General features: G+C 69.4%; 18 protein-coding genes. 10 read left to right on the forward strand and 8 right to left on the reverse strand.

Annotation, left to right across the window (positions count from 1 at the left end):
• Window positions 1-39 precede the first annotated feature (39 nt).
• Both AC1C2U_RS18450 and AC1C2U_RS18455 read right to left on the reverse strand, forming a co-directional pair.
• Window positions 40-930 carry a fibronectin type III domain-containing protein gene (locus AC1C2U_RS18450; protein ID WP_495363228.1) on the reverse strand — a complete coding sequence of 297 codons (891 nt, stop codon included), beginning with the start codon at window positions 928-930 and terminating at the stop codon, window positions 40-42.
• Between the two features lie 27 nt (window positions 931-957).
• Window positions 958-2,331, reverse strand: coding sequence for a dicarboxylate/amino acid:cation symporter (locus AC1C2U_RS18455; RefSeq protein WP_495363229.1), 1,374 nt, complete (start codon window positions 2,329-2,331; stop codon window positions 958-960).
• A 402-nt stretch (window positions 2,332-2,733) separates the two neighbouring features.
• Here AC1C2U_RS18455 and AC1C2U_RS18460 point away from each other — a divergent pair, with 402 nt between their 5' ends.
• From AC1C2U_RS18460 to AC1C2U_RS18470, 3 genes are all read left to right on the forward strand, one after another.
• On the forward strand, window positions 2,734-6,753 hold the full coding sequence (locus tag AC1C2U_RS18460) for a hypothetical protein (RefSeq protein ID WP_495363230.1): 4,020 nt from the start codon (window positions 2,734-2,736) through the stop codon (window positions 6,751-6,753).
• A gap of 9 nt (window positions 6,754-6,762) precedes the next feature.
• Window positions 6,763-11,172 (forward strand): hypothetical protein, encoded by a 4,410-nt coding sequence (locus AC1C2U_RS18465; RefSeq protein WP_495363231.1) that lies wholly within the window; start codon window positions 6,763-6,765, stop codon window positions 11,170-11,172.
• 68 nt (window positions 11,173-11,240) lie between these two features.
• On the forward strand, window positions 11,241-12,566 hold the full coding sequence (locus AC1C2U_RS18470) for a hypothetical protein (RefSeq protein ID WP_495363232.1): 1,326 nt from the start codon (window positions 11,241-11,243) through the stop codon (window positions 12,564-12,566).
• 32 nt (window positions 12,567-12,598) lie between these two features.
• Here AC1C2U_RS18470 and AC1C2U_RS18475 read toward each other — a convergent pair whose 3' ends face one another.
• Window positions 12,599-13,711 carry an epoxide hydrolase family protein gene (locus AC1C2U_RS18475; protein WP_495363233.1) on the reverse strand — a complete coding sequence of 371 codons (1,113 nt, stop codon included), beginning with the start codon at window positions 13,709-13,711 and terminating at the stop codon, window positions 12,599-12,601.
• Between the two features lie 124 nt (window positions 13,712-13,835).
• Between AC1C2U_RS18475 and AC1C2U_RS18480 the strand changes: the two genes are divergently transcribed.
• Entirely contained in the window at window positions 13,836-14,393 is a 558-nt protein-coding gene (locus AC1C2U_RS18480; RefSeq protein ID WP_495363234.1) for a dihydrofolate reductase family protein, read from the forward strand.
• Window positions 14,394-14,424: 31 nt separating this feature from the next.
• Here AC1C2U_RS18480 and AC1C2U_RS18485 read toward each other — a convergent pair whose 3' ends face one another.
• The gene (locus AC1C2U_RS18485; RefSeq protein ID WP_495363235.1) at window positions 14,425-15,522 is read right to left on the reverse strand and encodes a flavin-containing monooxygenase; all 1,098 of its coding nucleotides are present in this window, start codon (window positions 15,520-15,522) and stop codon (window positions 14,425-14,427) included.
• 101 nt (window positions 15,523-15,623) lie between these two features.
• Window positions 15,624-17,237: a LuxR C-terminal-related transcriptional regulator gene (locus AC1C2U_RS18490; RefSeq protein ID WP_495363236.1), complete on the reverse strand. Its 1,614-nt coding sequence runs from the start codon at window positions 17,235-17,237 to the stop codon at window positions 15,624-15,626.
• A 145-nt stretch (window positions 17,238-17,382) separates the two neighbouring features.
• Between AC1C2U_RS18490 and AC1C2U_RS18495 the strand changes: the two genes are divergently transcribed.
• Both AC1C2U_RS18495 and AC1C2U_RS18500 read left to right on the forward strand, forming a co-directional pair.
• Complete coding sequence (locus tag AC1C2U_RS18495) at window positions 17,383-17,529, forward strand: hypothetical protein (protein ID WP_495363237.1); 147 nt, start codon at window positions 17,383-17,385, stop codon at window positions 17,527-17,529.
• Between the two features lie 136 nt (window positions 17,530-17,665).
• Window positions 17,666-18,832 carry an RtcB family protein gene (locus tag AC1C2U_RS18500; protein ID WP_495363238.1) on the forward strand — a complete coding sequence of 389 codons (1,167 nt, stop codon included), beginning with the start codon at window positions 17,666-17,668 and terminating at the stop codon, window positions 18,830-18,832.
• 254 nt (window positions 18,833-19,086) lie between these two features.
• On the opposite strand, the gene AC1C2U_RS18505 is transcribed toward AC1C2U_RS18500, so the two are convergent.
• Complete coding sequence (locus tag AC1C2U_RS18505; RefSeq protein ID WP_495363239.1) at window positions 19,087-19,752, reverse strand: DedA family protein; 666 nt, start codon at window positions 19,750-19,752, stop codon at window positions 19,087-19,089.
• 149 nt (window positions 19,753-19,901) lie between these two features.
• Between AC1C2U_RS18505 and AC1C2U_RS18510 the strand changes: the two genes are divergently transcribed.
• A complete protein-coding gene (locus AC1C2U_RS18510; protein ID WP_495363240.1) occupies window positions 19,902-20,279 on the forward strand; it encodes an SDR family NAD(P)-dependent oxidoreductase in 378 nt (125 codons plus the stop codon).
• Here the strand turns inward: AC1C2U_RS18510 and AC1C2U_RS18515 are convergent.
• Window positions 20,251-22,869 carry a glycoside hydrolase family 15 protein gene (locus AC1C2U_RS18515; protein ID WP_495363241.1) on the reverse strand — a complete coding sequence of 873 codons (2,619 nt, stop codon included), beginning with the start codon at window positions 22,867-22,869 and terminating at the stop codon, window positions 20,251-20,253. The genes AC1C2U_RS18510 and AC1C2U_RS18515 overlap by 29 nt on opposite strands.
• A 280-nt stretch (window positions 22,870-23,149) precedes the next feature.
• Here AC1C2U_RS18515 and AC1C2U_RS18520 point away from each other — a divergent pair, with 280 nt between their 5' ends.
• From AC1C2U_RS18520 to AC1C2U_RS18530, 3 genes are all read left to right on the forward strand, one after another.
• A complete protein-coding gene (locus AC1C2U_RS18520; RefSeq protein ID WP_495363242.1) occupies window positions 23,150-23,407 on the forward strand; it encodes a hypothetical protein in 258 nt (85 codons plus the stop codon).
• Between the two features lie 129 nt (window positions 23,408-23,536).
• Window positions 23,537-24,973, forward strand: coding sequence for a hypothetical protein (locus tag AC1C2U_RS18525; protein WP_495363243.1), 1,437 nt, complete (start codon window positions 23,537-23,539; stop codon window positions 24,971-24,973).
• A 286-nt stretch (window positions 24,974-25,259) separates the two neighbouring features.
• Window positions 25,260-26,033, forward strand: a complete 774-nt coding sequence (locus tag AC1C2U_RS18530; RefSeq protein WP_495363244.1) for an IclR family transcriptional regulator — start codon at window positions 25,260-25,262, stop codon at window positions 26,031-26,033.
• Between the two features lie 380 nt (window positions 26,034-26,413).
• Here AC1C2U_RS18530 and AC1C2U_RS18535 read toward each other — a convergent pair whose 3' ends face one another.
• Window positions 26,414-26,944 carry a PKD domain-containing protein gene (locus AC1C2U_RS18535; RefSeq protein WP_495363245.1) on the reverse strand — a complete coding sequence of 177 codons (531 nt, stop codon included), beginning with the start codon at window positions 26,942-26,944 and terminating at the stop codon, window positions 26,414-26,416.
• Window positions 26,945-26,987: the final 43 nt, after the last annotated feature.

Consider the following 26,987-nt stretch of genomic DNA (forward strand, 5'->3'; position numbering starts at 1 on the left):
GCACCTTGCTTCCTTTCGTCGGGAGAGGGGCCGGGCTGGTCATACGGTCACGGATGTCTCGGCGGGCTCGTCGCCCTGGCGGTGGTCACCGTCGACACCGTTCGCCTTGCGGCGGCGCAGGAGCCGCTGGCCGAGCAGGGCGAGTGCGCCCACCGCGACGAGGCCGATGAGGATGCCGCCGCCGGCGAGCCAATCCGGTGCGCCGTTGCTGCTCGAAGCTGCAGCGGATACGGCCGCCTCGGTCGGGGGCTTCGCGGTCGCCGCCGTGATGGTCGCCGACTTCGATGCGCTCGACGCGGCGGACTCGCCGACCGCGTTCGTGGCGACGAGGGTCGCGGTGTAGACCCCTGCGCCCAGCACCGTGAACGTGTGCGAAGTCGCGCCGGCTGCGAGCGGAATCGCGGTGCCCTTGTTGAGCGACAGCTTGTAGCCCGTCACGGGCGAGCCGCCGTCGGCGGGTGCCGCCCAGCTCACGGTGAGCGCTGTGCCTTTGACGCTGAGGAGCGGTGCAGCCGGGGCGAGCGGCGCGGTCGCGGCGACGGCGGCGGGTGCGACGTCGGTGGCCGCTCCCGACTCCGACGGGTTCGACGTGGTGCCGCCTGAGGTACCGGTGTTCGGGTCAGGTGCGGGCGCTGGAGCAGGCGCGGGGGCCGGTGCGGGCGCCGGAGCGGGAGCAGGGGCTGGGGCTGGGGCCGGTGCGGTTCCACCGCCGATCGCGGGCGGCGGGTCTTCCTGGGTGCTGTCGTAGGGGTAGCCGCCGGCGTTCTCGCACGCGCCGAGGTCGAAGTTGATCGAGCAGAGATCGCACACGTCGCCGGCAGCGGAGGCCGGCCCGCTGCCGATGAGCACGAACGTCGGCACGGTGATCGCGAGCACGAGACTCGCGGCGAAGACACGGAGGCGGTTGAGGCCGCGGAGTCGGGGAGTCATAGGGATTCTTCCTTCTGGGAGGCCGCGTCAGCGGTGGGTGGCGAGTTCGGGCTCGTTCTCGAGCTCGTCGCGATGCGTCGCGCGACCGGCGAAGATCTCGTCGTCGAGCGCGCCGGCGCGACGGGCGACGATCGTGGCGCTCGTGGCCGCGGCCGTGACGTTGGCCATGGTGCTCGCGGTGCCGGCGATGGCGCTGATCGGAATGAGCAGCACGAGCACCTCGACGGGCAGCCCCACGGCGGTCAGCACCGCCGTGGCGGTGACGATCGCCGTGCCCGGCACTCCCGCCGTGCCGAGGGAGACGAGCAACCCCAGCACGACGAGCACGACGTAGTCGAGCGGCGTGTATTCGATGCCGAGCGCGTTCACGGTGAACACCGCGACGAGGGTCGGCCAGATGCCGGCGCATCCGGGCATGCCGATGGTCGTGCCGATCGGGGCCGTGAAACCGGCCACCTCGTCGGAGACGCCGATCTTGCGGGTGAGCGTCGAGATCGTGAGCGGCAGGGTGCCGATGCTCGACTGCGTCGTGAAGGCCGTGTACTGGGCGGGCGTGAGCAACCGGAAGAAGCGCAGCGGGTTCACGTCGGCGAACACTCGCAGCAGCACACCGTTCACGAGGTAGGTATCGACGAAGGCGGCCACGAGCGCGATGACGAGCACGCCGACGAGCGAGAGCGCCGTCTCGATGCGGGCGACCGCCGTCGACGTGGTGACTGCGACGAGTGCGAGCACCGCGTACGGGGTGAGGGCGATGATGAAGCCGACGGCCTTGAAGAGCACGCGGCGCGTGGCATCCACGAACTCTTTGAACGAGCGCACCTCCTCGGCGTTCTTGTCGGCGACGATCAGGTACGACACCGCGATGAGCAGGGTGAAGAGGATGATCGCGATGATGTTGTTCGCCGAGATGTCGCCGACGACGTTGTGCGGGAAGAGTCCGACGATGACCTCGTCGAGCGGGGCGAGTAGGCCGGTGAGCGCGGAGCTGCCTTCGACGCCCGTGATGTCGAGGTTCGCGCCCTTGCCGATGCCCGTCGCCAGTGCGAGGCCGAGCGTCAGCAGGATCGCGATGAGGTTGGTCGTGAGCAGCCAGAAGACCGAGCTCAGGCCGATCGTGCGCAGCTTCGCGAGGCTGCCGAGCGAGGTGACGCTCGAGAGCACCGAGATGATGATGAGCGGCGCGACGACCGCCGTGATGACGTTGACGTAGATCGAGCCGATCGGGTCGACGTAGTCGAGGTGGCCCTGGAACGCGATGCCGACGCCGATGCCGACGACGAGCGCGACGACGGTGAGCAGGGTGAACTTCGCTCCCGCGCGGCGCAGCAGGAAGAGCCCCGCGAAGAGCACGCCGATCAGGGCGAGGGCAGCGACGGAGAGCCAGTCGATGTCAGCCACGGCGCGCTCCGGTGCCGGCCTCGGCGCGGTTGGTTTCGGCGGGCGCGGGCGCAGTTCGGGTTCGGTGCATGGCACGACGCTAGTGATCGCTCGGTGCGATGGGCGCTGCGTGTCGCACTGTGAATGCTCATGACGGCATATGTCGGTCGGAGGGCGCTTTCGGCTCCCTGCCGGCCCCGAACCGGCGACGCCCGTGACGCCGCGTGACGCCGAGTGACGAGGAGTCTGGTGCTGATATGACGCTCACCTCCCCCTGGAAGAGGGGCATACGCGACCCCGGCGCGAGAGTAGTCTGAACCCGCTCGAGCGCCGGAGGGGACCCGTGCGCCGAGATCGGGGGATCGCCGCAACGACGATCGTCACGCCGCGGCCATAGGTCGTGCGGATCGCGGAGGGGGATCCATGGCTGAGATCGATGCCCGATTCGCTGCGGCGTTCAGCCGCGTGTTCGTGCGCGCAGACGCGGTGACGATTCCGATCGGCGAACTCGAGATCGGACAGGTCGGACAGATCGGACAGGTCGGTCGGATCGGCGGCGTCGGAGGTTCCGGCGCTGCCGCCCCCGAGTCCCTGCCACGAGTGACCGTGCTGCGCCCGGGCGATCTGCTCCGGGTGGAGTTCCGGTTCGTGAACCTCGCCCGCATCGACGTCGACGGTGTGCCGCACCTCGCACGCCGTTCGTCGAACGCACCGGCGTTCCTCATGGCCGGCTTCGGTCCGCAGCACCTGCTCGAGCAGGCGTTCTTCGACCCGAGCGGCCCGGCGGCCACGTTCAAGACCGCCTCGCCGACTCCTCCGGGCGAAGAGGGGCGCATGAAGGACCCCGGCGGGGCAGAGGTGCCCGACTACCCGGTCGCAGCCCGCATCGCCCGCGCGAGTCGCATCGCCTACCTCGTCACCCGCGAGCGAATCCTCTACAGCGAGGCCGGCCTCCTGCATGCGATGCGGGTGCTGCCGCTCAGCGTCGTGCCGCATGCCGAGGGCGCACCCCTCAGCCTCCACTGGCATGAACTGGCCGATGAGCTCGGCGCGATCGTCTCGGTCGCCTCGCGGGTGCGGGCGGTTCGGACCGCTGCGGCCCGTCGCGTGTCGACCGCCCGAGTGAGCGTCGCGAAACTCTCGCCGGCGCGCCGCGCTTCGGCGCTCGGACGCATCACGGTGCGCGACCTCGAGCTCACCGAGATCGCCGAGGCCGCCCGGCTGCGCCGCACGGCCGCCGAGCTCGAGGCACGCTTCGGGGCATCCTCCGCGGTCGCGGCGGTGGCGACCGACCTGCGACCCGGCATCGAACTCGGTCCGGTGTTCACTCCCGACCTGCGGCCGCCGCTGCCGCGTGAGCCCGTCTCGACCGAGACTGCGCTCGAACTGCCGTGGCGCTTGCAGCTGAGCCCCCACGCGCGCGGGGCGTTCACGCACGCACTCGGCGAGGTCGAACACCACGGGCGCGTCGAACTGTGGCATTCTCGACTGGCTTCGCGCACGGATGCTGCGGCAGACCTCGACCCGGCGGCACCGCCGCCCGTCGATGAAGAGCAGCCGGCGACCCGCACTGTGCGCGCGGTGTGGACGCGCGACTTCACCTCCGGCAAGGGACCGGCGGAGAAGACGGCGGCCTTCCCCGTGCCCGACGAGGACTTCGGCAACCCGGCGACGCTGCCACCGTTCCGGGCGACGCTCTCGGTGCGCGATCGCATGCAGCTCGTGCATCTCACCTCGAACCATCGGTGGTCGCGCGGCTACACTCCCCGGGCGGTGCCGGTCGAGCGGCTCATGCTGACCGCGGTCGGCGGGTGGCTCGCGAGCGAGGTGCATCTCTCGCCGCCGACAGGCCTGTCGATCGAGGAGTGGAAGCATCGTGCGACGATGGGCCGCGACCACTACGTGAAGGTCGTCTACCAGGGCGTGCTGCTGCCGTTCGGCCATCGAGCCTCGCTCGTGAAGGTCACCGAGCGGCGCGTGAAGGACGACGGCCGCGCCACGCTCTACCAGCGGCTCTTCGTCGTCGTGCGCCAGCCAGAGCGCCGGTTCCTCGCGAGCGGCATGGCGAAGTTCGACAATCGAATGCCGTTCCGCTGGGTACGCATCCTCACCGCAGCCACCCCGCCGCTCGCCTCGCCGCGGCGGCTCACCCGCCCCGACGGCCAGCCGCTCGTGGCGAACGGGCAGATCTTCGTGCCCGAGATCGCGGCCGTCGACGGCGCCGTCGGCGCGAACTCGGAGCCGGGGCAAGAGCCCTTCATGTTCCGGATGCTCGCGAACGACGTGGGCAACCGGCTGATCGAGTTCGAGGGGCCGCTGCTCTTCGTCGAGAAGACGGTCTTCGAGCAACCGCAGGCCGACCGCGAGGCGGCGCGAGGCGCCGCGAATACGGTCTCGCCGGCCTACGACATGCGCGGCCAGCGGGTCGTGTTCGCACCCCCGCTCGACCCCGACGACACCACCCTCTCGACCGCCTCGGTGACCTTCGACGCCGAGTTCGACACCGCGACCACCGAGAAGGCCACGAACTTCGTACTGCCGGTGATGCGGCTGGCCCGCGCCGCCGTGCCGGCGATGAGCGCGTTCACCGGGCAGTCGGCACCCGTCGACCTCACCTACGCGACCGCGTACCGCGCGAAGGGCTTCGGCAGTGGGCCGACCCATGCCGGCAACGAAGGCGGACTCTTCCTGCAGCTCGCGAAACCCGACGGCGAACCGTCGACCGCCGGCGAGACGATGGGATTCTCATCGCAATCCGACAAATCGGGCGGGTTCGTGAGCCCGAGTGTCGACGTCACCGCGCTCGCTCGGCAGGTCGGCCCGGTCGGCGGGAACCTCACGAAACTCGCCCAGAACGCGGCATCCTTCGATGTCGGCGGCATGTTCGGACTCGATGCCGCGAAGCTCTTCGGCATCCTCCCGCTCGCCGAGTTGTTGCCCGCCTCGGGCAGCCGGCTGCCGAAGTTCGTCACGCAGGCGGTGAACACCGTGGTGGGGCTCGGGCAGTCGGTCTCCGAAGCCCGAGCGTTCGTCGTCAAGAACGCCGCAGCGCTCACGGCGCAGGCGGCCGCGGTGTCGCAGGCCGCCACTGAACTCGCGGATGCCGCACAGGACTTCGGCGACGCGATGGTGCTGTTCTCGCAGGCGCCGCATCCACCGCAGGACTTCCTCGGGCTGCTCACGACGATCAGCGACCGGGCGACGAAGCTGCGCGACGCCCTCCGTGTGCCGGCCGTGACGCTGCCGCTGCCGCGCGCTGAGATCGAACGCGCCCTCGCCCTGTTCGAGCGACTGCACGCGCTCGCGACCGAACTGCCGACGATCGTGGGGCTCATCGAACAGCTCGCGACGGGGCAGTTGCTGCCCGAACGGGTGAGCGCCCGGCTCGAGTGGGAGACCGAGCTCGAACCCTGGGCTCCGTCGGGCATCTCGCCGCCGGTGTTCCAGCCCGAGGGCGATCGGCGGCTCCGCCTCGTCAGCGAGGTGCAGGCTCCGCTCGGTTCGGGTGAGCCCTCGGCGCTCGTCTCGTGCTCGCTGCCGCCGTTCACGCTGTTGCTGCTCGGCAGCACGAAGTTCATCGCCATCCACGTGACCGTGATGGAGTTCTCGGTCGCGCCTGGCCGAAAGCCCGACGTCAACGTCGAACTCCGCGATGGCGACGGCATCGAGTTCCTGGGCCCGCTCGCTTTCGTCGAGACGCTGAAGGAGATCATCCCGTTCGATGGGTTCAGCGACCCGCCGTACCTCGACATCGAGCCGAGTGGGCTGAAGGCCGGGTTCGACCTCGCCATCCCGGATCTCGCGGTCGGCGTCTTCTCGCTCACGAACATCCACCTCGGCGCCGAGCTGTCGGTGCCGTTCATCGGGGAGTCCCTCGAGTTCCGTTTCTTCTTCGCGACGCGCGAGAACCCGTTCCGCCTCGCGGTCGCGTTCTTCGCCGGCGGCGGGTTCTTCGCGATCACGATCTCGCCGAAGGGCGTCAAGGTCGTCGAGGCGGCGTTCGAGTTCGGTGCCGCCGTGGAGATGAGTTTCGTCGTGGCATCCGGCAGCCTCTCGGTGATGGCGGGCATCTACTTCCGTCTCGAGCAGGACGGCGACGCGCAGAGCGTGCTGCTCACCGGCTACTTCCGGGCCCGCGGCGAGGTCGACGTGCTGGGGCTCATCTCGGCATCGATCGAGCTCTACCTCGAGCTCAGCTATCGGTCGATCTCGGGCCCGGGCGGCGAGAGCAGCGCGAAAGCCGTCGGCAAGGCATCGATCAGCATCGAGGTGTCGGTGTGCTTCGTGTCGTTCTCGGTGTCGGTGAGTTGCGAGAAGCAGTTCGCCGGGTCATCCGGCGATCCGACCTTCGTCGACACCATGGGTGCGTACACCGACGAACTCGGCTCGGCCCGCGACCCGTGGGCCGAGTACTGCCGGGCATTCGCCGTCGAAGCAGTGTGAGGGGCAGAGATGGCGGAAGCGGCGATCTTCACGGCGATTCCCGCGGGGCGCCTGCGCGAGAACGGCCAGCTCAAGGTGACGGTCTTCGTCACGCCGAAGCTCGACACCGGGGCGCCCGCCGGCAGCGGCGTACTGGCCGAGCTCGCCTCGTTCGAGGCGTTCGCGAACTGGCCGAAGACCGTACTCGACGCGCGATTCGTGTTCGACGTCGACGGTATCGGGCAGGTCGAGGCGTTCCAGCTCGACGACCCGATCGTGCCCGACCCCGAGCTGTGGGAGCGGCTGTTCGGTCGCACGAGCGTCGGCGACGCCGGCTTCCAGCACTTCGAGCAGGCCGTCGTGCACTCGTACTCGGTCGACGAGGTCGCTTCGGCGATCACCGGGCTCTACCAGACGATCGCGGTCGCGAGCCCGACCTCGTTCCCCGCGATCACCCGTGGGCCGCTGCAGGGCAAGCTCATCGAGCTGCGTTCGCCGCGCACGGTGCTCGAGCGGTGGGAGCAGGGGCACCGACGCGAGATCAAACGGTACCTCGCCGAACTCCGCGGCGATTCCGATCCGAAGGGCCGGTATCTCCGCATCGACGACGTGCCGCCGGCCGAGCGTCCGGCGGTCGCGCTCGCCGCCGCTGCCGCGTTCTACGACCGAACGGATGACCCATGGGACGACGCCACCGCGCTCGCCCCGCCGCCCGCACCGACGCCGCCCGAGTTCCACAGTTTCGTCGCGCGCTGCGCCGACTACCCCGAGCTGCTGCGCCACCTCGGCCTCGCGATCGACGTCTGGATCAAGGACGACCCCGCCATCGACGAGTTCACGAGCATCCAGCTCGTCGCGGGCACGAACGGCGGAGTGCTCGAGTCGCTCATGACGGATGCCGCGGCACGGCCGATCACGAATGCGCACTACTCCGACCGCGTGTGGGCGCCCGCGTCGCGGGCGGAGTCGCCCGACGTGGTCGACGGCAGCCTCGTGGTCGACGACGAGCGCCGGTTCCTCGTCGACCAGCTCGATCCCGACGGCTCGGCGCTCAAGGTGACGACGCTGCTTGCCGAGCTCGAACGCACCGACGCAGAGCTGCGCGACAGCGCCGGCCGCAACAACAACGCACCCTCGATGACCGACGATGCGTCGTCACTGCCCGCGCTGAAGTCGGCAGGGCTCATCATCGCCCGCCACGATCGGGCGGGCGGGCTCGTCGAGCAGTTCGACGCCTCGGCGCAGCACGAGACCAATCGCGGCGGCGGGGCATCCGCTCGCCTGAACGCGGCAGACGTCACGCGCGGCTGGCGCATCGACGTGCAGGACGAGGCATCCGGTGGTCGCGAGTGGTTCTCGTTGCACCGGCGGCAAGGGGAGTACCTGCTCGTCGCGCCCGGTGATGCGCCGACGCCGCTCGCGGTGCAGCCCGAGCCCGACGAGGGGTATCTGAAGGCCGCGAGCACGTCGGCGAACGAGGCCGAGCCGACCGCCGACCAGTACTTCCACGAGACGCTCGGCGGGTGGGACGGCTGGTCGCTCGCGGTCAAACGCCCGGGCAAGATCGTGAACGAGACGCGGCCGGTCGACCCGCAGGCCGAGCCGCCGGATGTCGCGGACACGGGCTTTCCGCTGGCGGCGCGGTTCTCGGTGCAGCCGGGCTCACTGCCGCGGCTGCGGTACGGGCGCCGCTACCGGGTGCGGGTGCGGGCGGTCGACCTGTCGGGGCGGTCGATTCCCGAAGAGCAACTCGACGAGGCGCACGAGCGCGAGCTCGACGAGACCTACCAGCGATGGGAGCCAGTGCCCTCGCCGGCTATCGTGCCGTTGACGGAGTTCACCGAGGGCGAGTCGCTCATGCGCCTCGTGATCCGCTCGACGCTCGACGTGCCGGTCGGCGACTACGTGCAGCTCGACCGTGTGCGCACGCTGTCCGGGCACGCGGCATCCGGCGATCTCGGCATTGTGTATCGCGTCGAGAACGAGCGCAATGTGGCTGCGCCGATCGGCAGCGTCCAGCTCGCCGAGATCCACGGTCTGCTCGATGCCGCGCTCGCCGGGGACCCGGCTGGGGTCACCGCGCAGTTCGCGATCGCGGGCCGGGAGGCGGGCAGCTACCTGACACTGCCCGGCGGCCGGGTCGTGAGCAAGCTCGAGATGCCGTCGACGCTCGACGGTACGAAGGAGCAGGTGCTGCCCGACGGCCAGTACGTCGTGCACCCGAACCGTTCGCTCCCGCTTCCGTACCTGCCCGATCCGCTCGCGAGGGGCATCTCGTTCACGACACTGCCGGGCGACACCGCGGGCGCCGGCGGTGGCGGTGGCGCAGGCGGCGACGTCGTCGGCACTCCGCCGACCCGGCTGCTGCGGTGGCCCGGAGAACCCGACGACTGGTTCGACCGCCGGCCCGTACTGCTCCGCGTCGTCGAGGGCGATTCGCCCCCGGCCCTCGACGACGCGGTCCGCACGCTCACGGTGTCGCTGCCGAAGGCGACCCTCGCGACGGTGCGGCTCAGCTCCTTCCTCGACGGCCCCGACGTCGAACTCATGCGCGTGTGGCGCCTCATCGACGAGCACCAAGCGCCGGCGAGTGCCGAGCAGCGCGAGACGGTGCGCCGAGGCCGGCACTGGATGCTCACGCCGTTCACCGAACTGACATTCGTGCACGCGGTCGAGAAGCCACTCGAGCCGCCCGAGATCCGACTGGGCCCGGGTTCGCGGCGTGACGCCGGGGCGACGTTCTCGCTGCTGCCCGGCACCGTGCACAACCACGCAGCGAGCACGGGCCGCATCGACCTCGATGCAGCCTGGAACGACCCGGTCGACGACGTGCTCGAGCCCGCGCCGCGCGAAGAGCGCAAGCGCGCGCACGTCGCCGACTTCGACCTCGAGACGAGCGAGATCGACGCGCTCATGTGGCCGACGAGCGGGCCGGCTGCCGGGCTGTTCGGCCCGCGCCACGAGGTGCGGCACGAGTTCGGCGACACCCGCCACCGCTACGTCGACTACACGCCGCGCGCGACGACCCGGTTCCGCGAGTACTTTCCACCGCAGATCACGGATGACCCCGAGCTCATCACCTCGGTCGGGTCGACGCTGCAGGTCGACGTGCCGTCGAGCGCCCGCCCTGCCCCGCCCGATGTGCGGTACCTGGTGCCGACGTGGGAGTGGCGAACCGAACGCATCGAGGTCGAGGCGCCGTTCGCGGTGCGGCGCGTGCGCACAGCCGCCGGCCTTCGGGTCTACCTCGGCCGGCCGTGGTTCTCCAGCGGGCCCGACGAACTGCTCGGCGTCGTGCTCGCCCGGCAGCCGTGGATCTCGTGGGCCGCGGACGTGGCGCGCGGGGTGCTGGGCGACACGGAGTCGCCCGCGCTCGCCGACGCCTGGTCGCGGCAGGTGCTCGAACGGCAGGGCGCAACGGTCAACGCCGCAAAGCCCGCGGGGGAGCAGCTCGCCGCGCAGATGCGCTCGACGGCCGAGCGGATGCGCCGGCAGGCGGTCGAGCCGGGTGCACGCATTCGAGCGCGTGACGACCTCGAGCGCTTCCTCGTCGCGAGCGACCGCGCAGTCACCGCGGCCCGCCGCGCCGACCTCGACCTTCTCGCCGGCATCGAGAGTTCGGTGACGTCGGGCATCCTCACGGAGTTCTTTCCGCTCTTCACCGGCACCGGGCCCGAGGGGCGCAGGTTCACGAGCGTGTGGGGCACCGATCCCGTGTTCGCCGGCGAACCACTGCCCGCAGGGCCGTTCGCGCACCAGTTCCCGCTGCGCAGCGCAGTCGGCACGGTGCGGCTGGCGGAGGTCGACGACCGGGTCACCGTGGTCGGCCACGAGCCCGAGTTCGACGCCGACCGCAAGCTCTGGTTCTGCGACATCCAGCTCGAGACGGGCGACGCGTACACGCCGCTCGTGCAGCTCGCACTCGCCCGCTACCAGCCGCACTCCGTGGTCGGCCAGGAGATCTCACCCGTCGTGCATGCCGACTTCGCCCAGACCCTGCCGCGCCGTGACGCGACCTTCGTCGCCACCCCCGACGGCCGCGCGGTCGCGGTCACGCTGGCCGGCCCCGTCGGGGTACCCGAACACGCGAACGCCCTGCCGACCCTCGCCGCCGAGGTTCGCGCCTCTCGGCGGGTCGAGGCCTGGGTCGAGCGGCTCGCCGGCGGAGCGACGAGCGACCTCGACTGGCAGGTGGTGGGCGTACCCGTCGAACTCGACGTTCGGATGGGGCTCGCCGCGATCCGCAACCACCGGTACGGCGAGGTCGAGTGGGCGGGGGCCGTCGGGCTGCCCGAACGGGTCGACGGCGACCGGTTGCGCGTGCGCATCGCCGAGTACGAACTGCACGAGGGCGACACGATCGGGCTGCCGGCTGTGCTGCTCATCGTGCCGCAGCGCGGGCGGCGGCTCGTCTACAGCGACTCGGTCGACCTGCCGTGACTCGAGCCTGCCGTGAGTCGAGCCTGCCGTGACTGAACGTGCTGTCGTGAGCGGAACGAGGTGGAGTCATGTCCATTGGTGAGCCGGTGGCGTTCGATCCGTTGCTCGAGCAGTACGCGGTACTCGCGGAACCCGAAGCGCTCATCGCGGGTGAGGACGCAGAGGGTACGAATACCTCGAGATACACGATCGCCGGTCTGCTGACCTCGGCGCACCAGCGGGCGGCGGGGGAGTTGCTGCACGAGGCCGAGACCTTCGGCTTCACCCGGGCGCCGTTCGACGCCCTGCGGGAGGGCGATCCCTCGCGTCGTTCCGAGCTGGCCTTCCTCGCCGAGCGGGCACGCGACTTCTCTCCTCCTGAGAGTCGGCTCTTCGCCTGGGAGCGACTCAACGACGGCGATCTGGCAGCGCGGCTCGCGTTCCTCGTCGGCGGGCTCTGCGGCCGATCCGAGCGGGAGTCCATCGCGGCGGCGATCGGCATTCTCGACGAGCCGGGCGCCGAGGTCGTGTCGCCGCCGTGCCGCGAGTTCTCGTTCGCAACCGGCCGCAGCCCCGACTGGTTCCTGAACCTCGCGCTCTCGGCGTCGACGGCCGACCCGCTCGACGACGCGCTGCGGTTCCCGTGGAATGGCCCGGCGTGGGAGCAGTTCAGCACCGACTGGGTCGACTCCGCCGAGTCGCCTGAGCAAGCCGGAGACATCGCGACGTGGCTCGCGGCGCTTCGCGTGATGCTCGCCCGTTCGTCCGACGATCCCGTCACTCTCGAGTTCGCGGCAGCCTTCGGCCTGCGTGAACCGGATACCGACGAGTTCGGGGTGCCGTCGATCGAACCTCGCATTCCGACCGGCCAGACACTGGTGTCGACGCTCGTGCACGGTACGTGGGGATGGAAGGGCGAGTGGTGGTACCCGGGCGGCGACTTCCACGACTATGCGCTCAGCACACTGCGTCCGAACACCTATGCAGGCGGGCGCTCGTTCGCGTGGAGCGGCAAGCTGAAGGACTCAGACCGTGAGCTCGCGGGCGACCGCTTCGTCGACTGGATCGACGATCCGGGCTCGGGGCCGGTCGGCATCGACATCGTGTTCGCCCACAGCTACGGCGGCGAGGTCGCGGCACGAGCGGTCAACGCGGGTGCGCCGATCGGGCGGCTCGTGCTGTTGAGCGTGCCGTCGTCACCGCACGTGATCGCTGCGATCGGCGTAGTCGGTGCTGCCGCCGATGTACGCCTGAAGTGGGACATCGTGCTCGGCCTCGCGGGGCGCGGACAATGGATCCCGACGAGGCGGAACGTGACATCGGTCGTGATCGACGATCCGTTCTGGCGTCACGGGGTCACGCACTCACCGCACCTCTGGGAAACGAAGGGCATCGCCGCGTTGATCGGCCTCTGAGCCGTCTGCTCGCGCGGGCTCGTCGAACCCGCTCAGCCGAGCGAGTGCACGAACCGCCGCACGCGCGCCGCCATCTCGTCGGGCACCTCGGCGACGGTGAAGTGGCCGCCCTCGTCGAGACGGTCGAATTCGCGCAGGTCGAGGTAGTGCCGACGCACGAGCGACTCGGGATACGTCGCTTCGTGCCGCTGGATGAAGACGGCAGCGGGCACCGAGTTCGCGGGAATCGAGTCGGGCTGGTCGGCGCCCTCGTAGTACGGGCGGAACGACGAGACGATCGTCTCGGTGACCCAGTAGATCATCGCCTCGGTGAGGATGCGCTCCCTCGAGATGCGTCGTTCGACGGCGCTCGGATCGCCCGGCGGTGTGTCGCTCCACTCGACGAGCTTCTCGGCGAGCCACGCGAGCAGGCCGGCGGGGGAGTCGTTGAGGGCGAACGCGAGTGTGTCGGGTCTCGTTGCCTGCACGTGGCCGTACGCACCGTCGGTCTCATGCCGTGCAGCGACGCCGTCGAAGAACGCCCGTTCGTCGGGTTCGGTGAGCTCGGCCCGCTCATCGGAAGTCGGGAAATGCGCGTGCGTTGCAACGATGCCCGCGACGTGCTCGGGGTAGCGCGCCGCGATGAGGTCGCTCACGTTGGCCGTGACGTCTTCGCCGTACGTGAAGTACTGCTCGTAGCCGAGCACCTCGGTCATCAGTGCGTGCATGGTTGCGGCCAGCCGCTTCTCGGTCATCTCACCCGTCGCGTACGGCGAGGAGAATGCGAACCCCGGCAGGCTCGCGACGACGACATGGAAGTCGGGGAGTCGGTCGGCGAAATCGAGCTGCAGGGCGAAGGTGTGCGGCCAGCCGTGCATGACGAGGAGTGCAGGGGCATCCGCTCGCTCTGATCTCAAGTGCGCGAAGTGCACCGCGGCGTCGCCGATGTCGGCGATGAATTGCGGATGTCCGTTGAGCCAGGCTTCGCGCGACCGCCAGTCCCAGACGGCCCACTCGGAGATGAGCTCGCGCAGGTACTCGGCGGACATTCCCGAAGGCGGGCGCCGCGGCGAATCGTCGGGCACCCTGCTGCGCGCGAGGCGGTCTCGCAGGTCGTCGATGACCTGGTCGGGGACATGAAGCTCGAAGGGTCGCAACTCGCTCATGGGCCGACGGTATGCCGTGCCACCGACATCGATGCAGCCGAGTCCGGCGCGGATGTCGATCTCGGCCGTCCACGTTCGACGTCCAGAATGAGAGCGGAGATACCGGCTCTGGAAGGAATCCATCATGCGCACCCTCATCGTCAGCGAGTTCATCAGCCTCGACGGCGTCATCGACTCGCCCGGCGGCGGCTCGCACCCGCGCGCCGGCTGGACCTTCAAGGACGTGCCGTTCGTCGAGGAGGCCTACGAGATCAAGGGCCGCGAGCAGCTCGAAGCGAGCGCGATGCTCATGGGGCGAGTGAGCTACGACGAGTTCGCGCCGGTCTGGCCGTCGATGGAGGACTTCGCCGAGTACAACGCGATGCCGAAGTACGTCGTGTCGTCGACGCTGTCCGACCCCGAGTGGAGCAACACGCGGGTACTGCGGTCGCTCGACGAGGTCGCGAAGCTCAAGGAGGGCGAAGGCGGCCCCATCATCGTGCACGGCAGCGCCACCCTGGCACAGGGCCTCGCCGCGGCCGGTCTCGTCGACCGGTACCACCTGCTCGTGTTTCCGATCCTGCTCGGTGCCGGCAAGCGCCTCTTCGCGAGCGACGGCGACCCCTACACGCGGCTCGACCTCGTGGAGTTCGAGGCGTACTCCAACGGTGTCGTGAAGCAGGTCTTCGACGTCGTGCGCTGAGCGCCGAGCGGATGCCGCGGCAGCGGGCCCGTCACGGGGCCGCGCTGGAGAGCGCAGGCACCCGAGTCAGTGACTCGACCACGTGGACGGCGTCGCGGTCCATGCCCATGAGCGTTTCGGATGCCACGGAGTACTGGAACGGCATGCCGACGAACGCGAGCCCGGGGCATCCTTCGGCGAGGCCGTGCTGCTCGATGGGATGACCATCGCCGGCCACGACGCCCTCGATGTCGATCCAGCCGAGGTCGGGGCGCGAGCCCGTGCACCACACGACCGTCGTCGCGTCGATGACGGTGCCGTCGGCGGTGACCGGGCGCCCCGCCTCGACCCGGTCGACGCGGCCGACCCGCGCGACGCCGGCGCGATCGAGCTGTGCGGGCTTGTTGCGCACGAGCATGACGCCGTGGCCGAGGTTCGCGGCCCGCGCCGCACGGCCCTTGGCGGTGTCGATCGTCGTGCGGCGCAGGCGGCCGATGAAGATGCCGCTCATGAGGTTGCCGATCGGGGTGTCGATGTCGACCGGCACATGCCCCGGGTGGCGCCCGGCCAACGTCACGGCGTGCCCGGCGCGGGCGGCGTCGAGTGCGACATCCGTGCCCGAGTTCGCCGCGCCGACGACGAGCACCGCGCCGTCGGCGAGCTGCTCGGGCCCGCGGTAGTCGATGGAGTGGAGTTGCCGGATCGATGGGTCGAGCTCGAGCGCGAGCGCCGGCACGACGGGGATGCGGTGTGCGCCCGTCGTGACGATGACCCGGTCGGCGAGCACGTCGTCGCCGTGGCCGAGTTCGAGGTGGAATCGCCCGTCGGGCTGCCGGGTGAGCGCGACGACCTTCGACGAGCTGCGCACCGGCAGTTCGAAGTGGCGCGCGTACCGCTCGAGATAGTCGCCCATCTGGGTTCCGGTCGGGTACGCGAACCGGCCTTCGTCGAGCCGCAGGCCCGGCAGGCTGATGAACGGGCGCGGAGTGAACAGGCGCAGTGAACGGTAGCGCTCGCGCCACGAGTCCCCGATGCGCGCGTGCTCGTCGAACAGTTCGAAACGCACGCCGCGGTCGGCGAGTCGCTTGCCGACGATGAGTCCTGCGGCGCCGGCGCCGATGACCGCGGTGTCGATGACGGTGGTGGACATGATGCCTCCCTTTCCGCGTGACATTACGGATGCCGCGTCGCGGCCGCGTCGGTAGAAATGACCATTTGCCGGGCAGCGCAGGGCGGGGTAGGGCGCCGGGGTCAGCGAGTGGCGTTGAGCCCGTGCTCGAACGCGAACGCCGTCGCGGCCGAGCGGCTGCCGAGCCCGAGCTTGCCGAGGATGTTGCTGACGTGCCGCGCCACCGTGCGCTCGCTGAGGAACAGCTCGTTCGCGATCTGCCGGTTCGAACGCCCGCTCGCGATGAGGCGGAGCACCTCGAGCTCCCGTCGGGTGAGACCGGCGGATGCCGCGGCGCGCTCGCCCCCGACGGCGACCCGTTCGAGTCGGTCGAGGTCGGCGACCGCGCCGAGCCCGGCGAGCACGGTGCGTGCAGCGTCGAACTCGAGTTGCGCCGCTTCCTCGTCGCCGCAGGCCCGGTTCGCGCGGCCGAGCAGCACGCGGGTGATCGCTGCGTCGTACGAAGCCTCGAGTCGTCGCCAGGTCGACCAGGATCGGCGCAGCAGGGGCAGGGCCCGCTCCGGGGCATCCGTGTCGATCAGGAGTCGCGCCTCGGCCCGGTCGGCCTGCGCCTGCAGGTAGATCGTGCCGAACTGCTCGGCCATGGCGCGCAATTCGGCGCTGGCGCGGCTCGCGACATCCGTCTCGCCGTGCTCGATCTCGAGCTCGACCTGCGCGGCCAGCAGCTCGGCGTGCGTGCCGGGCGCCGGCGCTGCCTCGAGCGCACGGGCGATGCCGGCTCGCGCAGCAGCGATGTGCCCGCTGTCGCGCCGCAGCAGCGCGAGGCCGGGCTGCACCTCGCGCCCGAGCTCCGAAGCGCGCCGGTAGGCCGCATCGGCCTCGGCGCGTCGGCCGACCAGCCGGCAGAGTTCGGCCAGCCCGTAGTAGGCGTGCTCGAGCGTCTCGGCGCGCCGCTCGCGAGCGCAGACGGCTTCGAGCGTGGCGGTGGCCTCGTCCCATTCGCCGAGGAGGCGCAGCACGCCGGCCCGGTGCACGGAGCATTCCCCGCGGAACGGCTCGAGTCCGCGCTGCGCATCGCACCAGTCACTGAGGTCACGGGTCCACACGCGGGCGCGTTCGATATCCCACCGATCGAGGCAGCTCGCGATGACGGCGCAGTACGCGGGGCCCGCAGCGCGGTCGCTCACCCGGCCCGACGAGATGGCGAGCATGACGCGATCCATGCAGGCGAACCCCTCGTCGACGCGGCCACTGCGCACGAGTGATCGGCCGAGTCCCATGGTGGCGAGCAACTCGGTGTCGGCGTCACGGGCGTCACGTGCCAGCGCTACCGCGCGCTCGCCGAGGGCGACGGATGCCTCGACCTCACCCGACGCGAAGGCCCCCGCCGCCCGGCAGAGCGCCGCCGTTGCGTCGCTGTTCGGCGTGTGTTCGGCGAGTTCGCACAGCTCGAACAGCCGCGCCATCCAGGCGCCCGCCCGCACGGCCTCGCCGTAGTCGGCGAGCGTGAAGCCCAGCCAGAACACGCAGCGGATCGCGGCATCCGTCTCACCCTCGTCGAGGTAGGCGAGGTGAGCCGCCCCCCACGCCTGCTCGCATTCGGCCTCTCGGCCGAGGAACCAGGCCGCCAAGCCCAGGGCGTCGAGTTCAGCGGCGGTGAGATCGGCGCGGCGGGCCGTGAGCTCGTCGTAGTTGGCGACCCAGTCGGTGACCTCCACTGCGCCTGCCGCGGACATGGCGTCAGTATGTGCCCGCGGACGGGGTCGTGACAAGCGCGACTCCGTGAACGATCGTCTTGCCATTGACCCCGCGGCATCCGCTGCACTAACGTTCGAAGGCTGCGCACTCCGCGCGGCATCCCCGGAATCTGGAAGGAAGGTCATGACCGTGTTTCTGCAGCGCACGAACAAACTCTCCTTCGTCGAGCCCGTGATCGAGCAGCGCGCTCTGTTCACTCAGCGCGCTCTGTTCACTCAGAGCTATCTGCTCAATCGCGAACTCGACCAGGTTCTCGACCCGGCACACTGACGCCGACGCGGCATACGCCCCGCGTATTCTCGTCACCCCGTGCCGGTCGAGGCCCGGGGTGCTTCTCTGTCTGCGCGCGACGGGGAGCCTCGGGCCCCCGGATCAACGCAACGCACATGCAAGACAGGAAAGGAACATGGAGATCATCACGAAGCGGCTCGTCTCGTGGGCGAGCCTGATCGACGAGAAGACCCTCGAGCAGGCCCGAACCTCGTCGACGATGCCGTTCATCTACCCGCACCTCGCGCTCATGCCCGACGCGCACCTGGGCCTCGGCGCCACGGTGGGGTCGGTCATCCCGACGCTCGGGGCGATCATCCCCGCGGCCGTCGGAGTCGACATCGGCTGCGGCATGATCGCGGTCAAGACGCAGTTCACCGCGTCGGAGCTGCCTGCCGATCGGCGGGCGGTGCGCGAGCAGATCGAGCGCGCCATCCCGCTCTCGGCCGGCAAGCACAACCGGAAGATCGTCGCGTCGGCGGTTCCGCGCATCGCGGAGCTCGAGGCGCTCGCCGAGGCGAAGGACTTCGACCCGGCGAGCTATGCCGGCAACTGGCGCGAGCAGCTCGGCTCCCTCGGCAGCGGCAACCACTTCATCGAGGTGTCGGTCGACGAGACCGACCGGGTGTGGCTGTTCCTGCACTCGGGAAGCCGGGGCGTGGGCAACAAGATCGCCCAGCACCACATCAGGGTCGCGCAGCGGCTCGCGAAGCAGTGGTGGATCGAGCTGCCCGACCCCGACCTCGCCTACCTCGTCGAGGGCACGCCCGAGTTCACGCGGTACATCGCCGAGCTCCGGTGGGCGCAGCACTTCGCCCTCCTCAACCGGGAGGAGATGATGGACCGTGTCATCCGGCAGGTGAGCGAGTGGGTCGGTGCGCCGGTGGAGGAGCAGGAGCGCATCAACTGCCACCACAACTTCACCGAGAGCGAGGTGCACTTCGGCAAGCGCGTGTGGGTCTCCCGCAAGGGGGCGATCCAGGCGGATGCCGGTCGGCCCGGGTTGATCCCCGGTTCGATGGGTACAGCGTCGTACGTCGTCGAGGGGCTCGGGCATCCGATGTCGCTGAACTCCTCGCCGCACGGTGCCGGGCGTTCGTTCTCGCGGACGAAGGCCAGGCAGACGTTCACGCACGAGCAGCTGCGTGAGGCCATGGTCGGCATCGAGTTCCGCGACACCGACGCGTTCATCGACGAGATCCCGCAGGCCTACAAGCCGATCGACCAGGTCATGGCCGACGCGGCGACGCTGGTGACGGTGCGGCACACGCTGCGGCAGCTCGTCAACGTCAAGGGCGACTGAGCGGAGCCGAAGGCGCTGCGGTCGGTGCGAAGTCGCTCAGCGGGATCAGGATCTGTGCGTCTCCGACTCCCACGCGCCTCGAAAATTCCGCAGGCAGTTCACAAATCGCGTATGCCAGTTCCGCCTCACGCTGAGGCGGAACTGGCGTACGGCGCGGTGCGCCTCCTCGGCGGATCTGTCAGGAGTCGGAGGACTCGGGCGCCCTCACCCGCTTCTTCTCGCGCACACAGACCTCTGACCTCTTGCGCCGGACTTCAGACCAGCTCGAGTGCGTCTTGAGGAACTTCGCGGAGGGAGCTCGGGAGCTCCGCGACGCGGCGAGCTCGCCGCGCCGCGACGGCCGAGCTGACGCGATCGATGACGATGCCGATCACCAGGGCGATGGCGATACCGACCAGCGCGGCGAGCAGCGGGTTGCCTGAGAGCCATTTGCCTGCGAACAGCCCGATCGCGACCGAGTACACGGCCCAACTGAGTCCGGCGAGGGCGGAGAGGGGCAGGAACCGCCGTCGCGGCAGGCCGGCGGCCCCGGCGGTGACATTGACGGCGACACGGCCCACCGGGATGTAGCGAGCGGTGAGGATGAGCACGGTCGCCCGTCTGGCGAGGCCCTCTCGTGCCCACTCGATCGCGCGGCGGGCGGAATCGCGACGCATCCATCGCCAACGATCGAGTCCCACGGTTCGCCCGATCGTGAACGCGATGTTGTCGCCGAGGAACGCACCGGCGGCAGCTGCGAGCACGGCGCCGACGAGCATCGCCCAGTCACCGGTTGCCGCACCCGCGGCGGCAGCGGCGATGACGACCGTCTCGCTCGGTACCGGTGGGAAGAATCCGTCGATGACGCACACGACGAAGATCACCACGTAGACCCATGGCGACTGCACGAGCGAGAGCACGATCTCGGTGAGAAACTCCATGCCTTCGACGCTATGTACGGGGTTGTCGTGAGCGCGTCCCCCCGTCGTCGCATCCGGCCCCGTACCGCGGTATGAGTTTCCGGCGGCGACGTCACCGTGCGGTACGGCTCGTTCGTCGGCTGAGGCCCCCGCGGGGGCATGGTCGAACCATGGCACGCGTCAACGGAAAGGTCGCACTCATCAGCGGAGGCGCCCGAGGCATGGGGGCATCGCACGCCCGCCTGCTCGTCGCCGAAGGGGCGAAGGTCCTCATCGGCGACCTGCTCGACGAGGAGGGCACGGCGCTCGCGACCGAGCTCGGGGCTGACAACGCCCGCTTCGTGCACCTCGACGTCACCGACTATGCCCAGTGGGAAGCCGCAGTGCAGGCCGCAGTCGAGGCGTTCGGCGGACTCGACGTGTCAATCGCGTGTGCATGCAGAATGCATGCACACGCAGCAACCGGCCGAGCGAATGTGCTCGCCCGGCCGGTTGCATCTCAATTCACGCGGTCTCGCGTCACGCAGTCTCGCGCCTGCGATGCCTGACCCACATCAGCGCGGCCAGTCCGAACACCAGCAGCCCGAGCGCAGAGCCGACCGCAGCCGAGACCGACGTGCCGGTTGACGCGAGGCCACTTGTGCCCGTACCGCCCTCATCCGGAACGCGCACCGTCACTGCCCACTCCTGATCGATGTCCACCCCGATCGAGTTCGTCGCGAGCAACGCGAGCGCGTGATCGCCTGTCGCGAGGTCGCGAGGAACGACGACGACGAATCGCACCGTTCCATCCGCGTCGGCCACGGCAGTACCGAGCTGTTGCACCTCGGAGTGAATGCTCAGTGATGCGGCGCTCTCTGGCAGGAGACCGGTGACCTCGACGTCGATCGTGGATCCCGCGACCACGACGTCTGGCGCCTTGCCGTCGACCGTCATCACGACTGGCGATGCGGTCGTGGTGGAGGGCATGACGGTGAAGCCCACCTGCGATGAGATCGAGCCCGACTCGAGCGTCGCGTCATCCGGCACGAAGGTCGCGCTGATACTGAGGTGCCCGACAGCCGTGTCGGACGGGACGTCGATCACGGCGGTTCCGTCGGGCTGCACAGTGGCTTCGCCGAGCTTCGCGGACTCGCTGTCGAACGTCACCTTGCCGTGCGCCACGTCACCGTTCGCGAGCTCGACCGTCGCAGTGAGGTGCGCCGGCTCATCCGTGTGGAATTCCTGAGACGATGCCGAGGCCACCAGCGTGGTCGTAGAGGACATGGCCGGCTCGACGGCGAAGGGAGGAGTCGACAGGCCATTCCCATCGAGGGCCGACGCTGTCAAGATCACCAGCGAGTCCGTCCAGGCCAACGGGTTGACCGAGGCCGGGTTGCCGTCGCGGTCGACCTGCTCCGGCAGTTCACCCAACCAGTTGCTGTTGTCCAGGACCCAATTCAAAGCGCCAGTCGATCTGGGCTTGTCTCCCATCTGCGCCCACGCGAGGGCGAAGAAGGCGGTCTCGGGTGTCCACGATGGCCCATCGAAGCCAGTTCCGGGAACGACGCCGCCGTTCGGCTGCACGAGCGCATCCCAGGTCGACGTCAGTGCAGTTGTCAGATCCGCCGGCGCAGTGTTGAACGGGGGCGCCATGAATGTGACCGCGGAGTCACGGCCGTCGGGGTTCTCGGCCGTGCGGGGATAGCCGGCAGGGGCAAACGCATCGGCGATACCGCCGGACAACGCCTTGGCCGCTTGTGCCCACTCCGCCTGGTCGTCACTGTGTCCGCTGATCCTTGCCAGGTCTGCGGATGCGTTCAGCCCCGCGAGCAGAGGAGCGGCCGTGCCGATGTTGGCAGTAGCCGTACCGCTCTCCCAATAATCGGGCGATGCCGGCGGCAGGCCGGTCTCCGGGTCCAGCGAGGCGGCCACATAGTCGGAGGCCTTCTCCAGGGTCGGGTAGAGCGCTGCAAGTTGCGCGTCACGAGTACTGTTCGGCGCCTTCTGATACCACTGCCAAACCGACCAGGGCACCCATCCATTCGCGTCGAGTTGCCACTCGCGATTGTCCGGCGTGCCGGCACCGTCGAGTGTCGTGCGCGCCTCCCACGTGCCATCAGCTCGTTGGGTCGATGAGTTGAACTGGAAGATCCTGTACGCCTCATCCAGGTGCCCGGTTGCGACGAACGCCGACGCGATGAAGCTGGAGTCTCGTGGCCACGAATAGGCCCAGATACTGAACCACGCAGCAGCAACCGCACCATTCGCCTGTGTCAGAGCACGCATGGACAGCAGCGCCCGCGCGGACGCCTTCTTCTCGTCGGGGGTGCTTCCCGGGATGGTCCCCGATGCAAGCCAAGCCTTCGAGTCGGCGATCTGCTCGAGTGCGCCAGGATCGTCGGGGCTCACGGTGACGGGATCTGTCGCGCCTTCGGGAAGGTACCGCAACCGACCGTCTGCGAGCTCGAGCACGTTGCTGTCTTCGACGTACGTCGCGCCCCAGCCATCGCGGTTCGAGATCGCCGCCGTCGTCGTGCCGTTGTAATACAGACCCGCCGTGTACTCCTTGGTGACCCAGTCCGGGAGGCCTCGGTAGCACTCGTCCGGGTTGCCACAGGCTTCGGTGCCGGTGGGATTGATGTGGAACGCCGGGCTGAAATACGTGTAGATGCTCCAGCCCCCGTAGTACGGCACGTCGTAGTTCCAGCTCGGCAATGACCCTGCCGTATTGAGGCCGTACCACGACACCGACTTGCCGGCCTCGACGCTGGCCTGCAGCACGAGGTAGTACTTCACTCCGGGAGTGATCGTGACGTCGAACGGGAAGTCCACCCAGCCCGAGCCCGATCCGCCCAGATCGTTGACGATGTCCAGCGTCGACGTTGCGACGGAAGTCGTTGGATCGTCCAATGTCGTCCGCAGTTCCGCAGCGACCGATCCGGAGGGAGCACCGACCTCAAGCCAGGTGCTGATCTTCGTGATGTCGCCGTCAGTGACGACGATTTCCTGTGCTGCCGCGTGATCCGGACCGACGAGGCCGAACAGGGCCGATGTGTGCTCTGGTTGACCGGTGTAAGCAGGAATGGGATCGGCGGACGCCGTTCCGGAGATGGCGATGACGGGAGCGGCGAGCGCAAGCGCAAGCGCGGCCGCCATGATGCGCGGTCTGCGTGCGCTGCCCTTTCCTCTGGTGGGTCGATGGACGAGGTCCAATTTCAACGTATTTCACTCCTGACGGGCTTCATTGCCCAAGCATCGTGGCGTCGGCCGCTGGGGCCGGCGCACCTGAGGCGACGGTTCATAGATGGGTGGAACTTACTTTGTTTAGCATCTGAAGTATTCGGAGCATAGCGCGCACGCAGCCCCGAGCCAGGGGTCGCCGCTGGTCGAGTGGATCGCGCTGCGCGCCGACGGCATCGTCGTTCGCGAGACGCAGGTGACGACCCACACGCCGACCTGGGCGATCGTCATGGTCGTGGTGTTCATCTGGTTCTTCCTGCTGAGCCTGCTGTTCCTGCTTGCGCGCGAGAGCCGCATCTCGGGATTCATCACGGTGACCGTGTGGGGGCCGGGCGGTCAGTCGTACGTCGAGAACATCCCGGTTTTCGATGAGGTGCAGCGTGCCGACGTCTTCAATCGGGCGACGTACCTGCAGTCGCTCATCGGGCAGGAGCGGCACCGGCTCGGTCGGTAGCACGAGCGCAGCGGTTCGCACCGACCGCGCGTGCAGGTGCAGATTGTCGGGAACCCGTTTAGCATCGGAAGCGGCGAGCAGCGCCGATCCCGACCGCAGCGCCGCCTGCCCGACCACCCAGGAGCCAGAGTGACGACGCACGCCGACGACCAGCCGCTGCTCGGGTTCGGGGCGTCAGCGACCGAGCAAGCGCCTCGGCCGGGCCGCCGGAGCGCCGATGTCGGAGGCGCACTGCGTCCCCGCCGGATTCCCGTGCCCGACTGGGGGAGGCATCCTTCTTCGCGTGATGTGCAGCGCTACTATCTGTGCAGCGAGGAGCCGAGCGGTGAGTTCGTCGAAGTGATCATCCCGGTCACCGATGCCGGGCGGCGCCGCTACTTCACGACGAGCGACGGCGAGCGCCTCACCGAGGTCGACGAGGACTACTTCCTGCGCCGGGGCGACGGCAACGCCCGCTCGCTGCTCGAACTCGACGCGCGCGAGATGGCTGAGCTCCAGGCCGAACTGAATTTCGTGCGCCCGGTGCTCGGGCGCGACCCGCTGGCCGAGGCTGCTGCACAGGCCGAGGCGGCAAGGGCGGCACAGACCGAGATGACGGATGTTGCGGAGTCGGCCGAAGCCGCGGTGGTGACGGATGCCGTAGATCCGTCGGATGCCGCAGGGCACGCGCCGCCGGACGATGCACCGGCCTCGGGCGGTGGATCGATGCCGGAAGCAGAGGTCGCAGAGCTCGAGGATACGGAGCCGGCGGAAGTCCTCGAGCTGCCGTCCCCGGTTCCGGCCCACGCCGTCGCGGAGTGGTTGGATGCCGCGACGATCCCCGAAGTGCCCGTGCTGCCGGCGCCCGAAGAGCCCGACCCGCCGACCCTCGAGGTCGAGGCGGCATCCGAGCCGGGGCTCGACTTCCGTGCGGCCGATGACGATGACGACGACGACGAGATGTACGAGGAGAACGACGTGGTGATGGGAACGAACATGTTCGAGCAGGTCGAGCCCGCGGCATCCGTGATGCCCGCCAACGTCACCCCGATGCCCGTCGCGGTGTCGGCCGGCACGTATGCCGCGACACCCGTACCCGCACCTTCACCTGCCGTCGCGCCGGTGCCTGAGCCAGCGCCGGCCGTCGACGCGACCGCGCAGGTGTCGCTTGCGAAGGGCATCGCGTTCGTTGCGCATCGCGGCCAGCTCGACCGGGCCGGCGCCGAGTACATCGATCACCCGGGTCGCGTGGCCGAGCGCTTCGACCCATTCGCCGAGCCTGTGGCGGCCGCGGCTGCATGGCTGCACGATGTGCTCGAAGACACCGCGGTCACTGCGCAGGATCTGCTCGAGGCGGGCGTGATGCCCGAGATCGTCGGGGTCGTGCAACTGCTCACGCGCACTTCGGATGTCGCGGACGACATGTACTACGCGCGGATCCGCCGCCACCCGGTGGCCTGCCGGGTGAAGCTCGCCGATGTCGACGACAACGCCGCCCCGTGGCGGGCGCGCCGCCTCGACCACGACACGCAGGTGCGCCTCGCTGAGAAGTACCGTCACGCACGCGAGATTCTCGCCGCCGAGTGACGCGGAGCCTCGCCCGCTGAACCTCGGAGGGGTCTCCATAGCAGGCAGGAGCTCTCGGATTCTGTTGCACACGGGAATCGGCAACACGTCCAACGCGACGCAGGGAATCAGCGATCGTCACGCAGCGGCTCACCCGACGAGCCCGAGCCCCGCGAACCGTTGCGTGCCGGATCGCGCCCGTGGCGGGAGATCGTCAGGAGCAGGCCGTGTCAAGCCCGTCGTGACGCACACTGATGGGGGTGGAATTCGCCCTCCAGCGGTACGATGTGGGGAGGGGGGAGCACCGATGTCGACACCCGAAGCCCGAGAATCGGATCAGACCCTGATCGGCTCAGTCCAACGCGCGCTGCGGCTGGTCGACATCGTCGCGAACGAGCCACGACCGATGCCTGTGAAGGCGCTCGCCACGGCGAGCGGGCTCACGCCCGGCACCACTTACAACCTGGTGCGCACCCTCGTGCACGAGGGGTATCTCGCCCGCGAACCCGACGGCCTGCTGCTCGGCGATCGGTTCCCGGCATTCCTCTCAGGGGATGCCTCGCACGGAGTGTTCCTCTCGCGCGTGCGCACGGCCCTGCGCGGCGTCACACAAGAGCTCGGCGTCACCGCCTACCTGTCACGATTCGAAGACGGCGAGGTGAACCTCGTCGATATCGTCGACGCCGTGCACAGCCCGCGCCTCGAACTCTGGGTCGGGCTGCACAGCAGTGCGCACGCCACGGCGCTCGGCAAGCAGATCCTGGCGGTGCTGCCCGAGCATGACCGACTCGACTACGTGTCGAGGCATCCGCTCGCCGAGCTCACGCCGCACACCATCAGTGACCGGCGGGTGCTGCTCGATCAGCTCGCGCGTTCGCGCGAGAGCGTCACCGACCGTGAGGAGTACGCGATCGGCTACACGTGCATCGCTGTGCCGGTGAGCGCTGCGGGCGTCACCGCGTCGCTCGCGGTGTCGCTGCCGGCCAACTCCGCCGAGGCTGTCGGCGCCGCCCTCGCGCAAGAGCTGCGCGGCGTGGCGGCCCGGCTCTCGCTGCAGCTCGGCACCGATCGCCTCGGGTAGTCGGGCACCTGAGCCGGGCACCTGAGCCGGGCGCCTGGGTCGACGGTGACGGATGCCGCGCCAGACGTCCGAGGCATCCGCTGTTCATCATCTGAAAATCCGGCACTGCCGTCGTGAGCCCCGCCCGCGTACTGTACAAGTACGCGCTGGGGGGCGCGTCGCTGCATCGCAGCATACGATCGCATTGCGCGGTCGGCACGGGGGGAGTTTCGGGTTCTTCCTCCGTGCGAGCGATCGGTGAGCGTGGGGGGAAAGGTTCGGGTCCTTCCCCCCACGCCACCATCGCTCCTCGGCGCACCGATCGCGGTCGGCGAAGTACTCGGCTACCGTGGCGCCAGACGGATGGGCGGGTCAGGGTCGAGCTGACGTGATCGGTCGACTCAGCAGCCGGGACCGGTCGGGTTGGTGTTGCAGTCGCCGTTCGTGAGTACGGTGTCGAATTGGCCGACGAGTACGCGTAGCGGGTCGCCGGCGACGGTCAGGGTGCCGGAGATGGCCTGCCATCCGGATCCGGCGAACCGGTACTCGGCACGCAGCACGACGTCGAGGGCGACGGTGTACTGGCCGGACTCGGCGAAGACGTGGCTCGTGCCGGTCTGGCTGAACTCGCGCTGACCGAGTTGTGCCCATGTCGCACCCGGTGCGGCGCTCTCGACGGTGCCGCCGTCGCTATGGGACCACCGGTACCCGACCGGTGTGAAGCGCACATCGGCGGGCTGGCCGAGTAGCGTGCCGGGCACGATCTGCACGGATGCCCCGGCGACGAAGTTCGCCGGAAGATCCTCCACAGCCCAACCACCCGGTTCCATGCCGTTGCCCGGCTTCGCCGGCACGAACGACGCGATATCGCGCAGCGTAACCGTGACGCCCGGGGCGGGAGCGGCCGGCTCCGGCTCAGTTGCTGGCTCCACCCAGCAGAGCTCCACGTTCAGCGGACTGCAATTCTCCGGCATC

The organism is Agromyces sp. Y575, assembly GCF_059445445.1.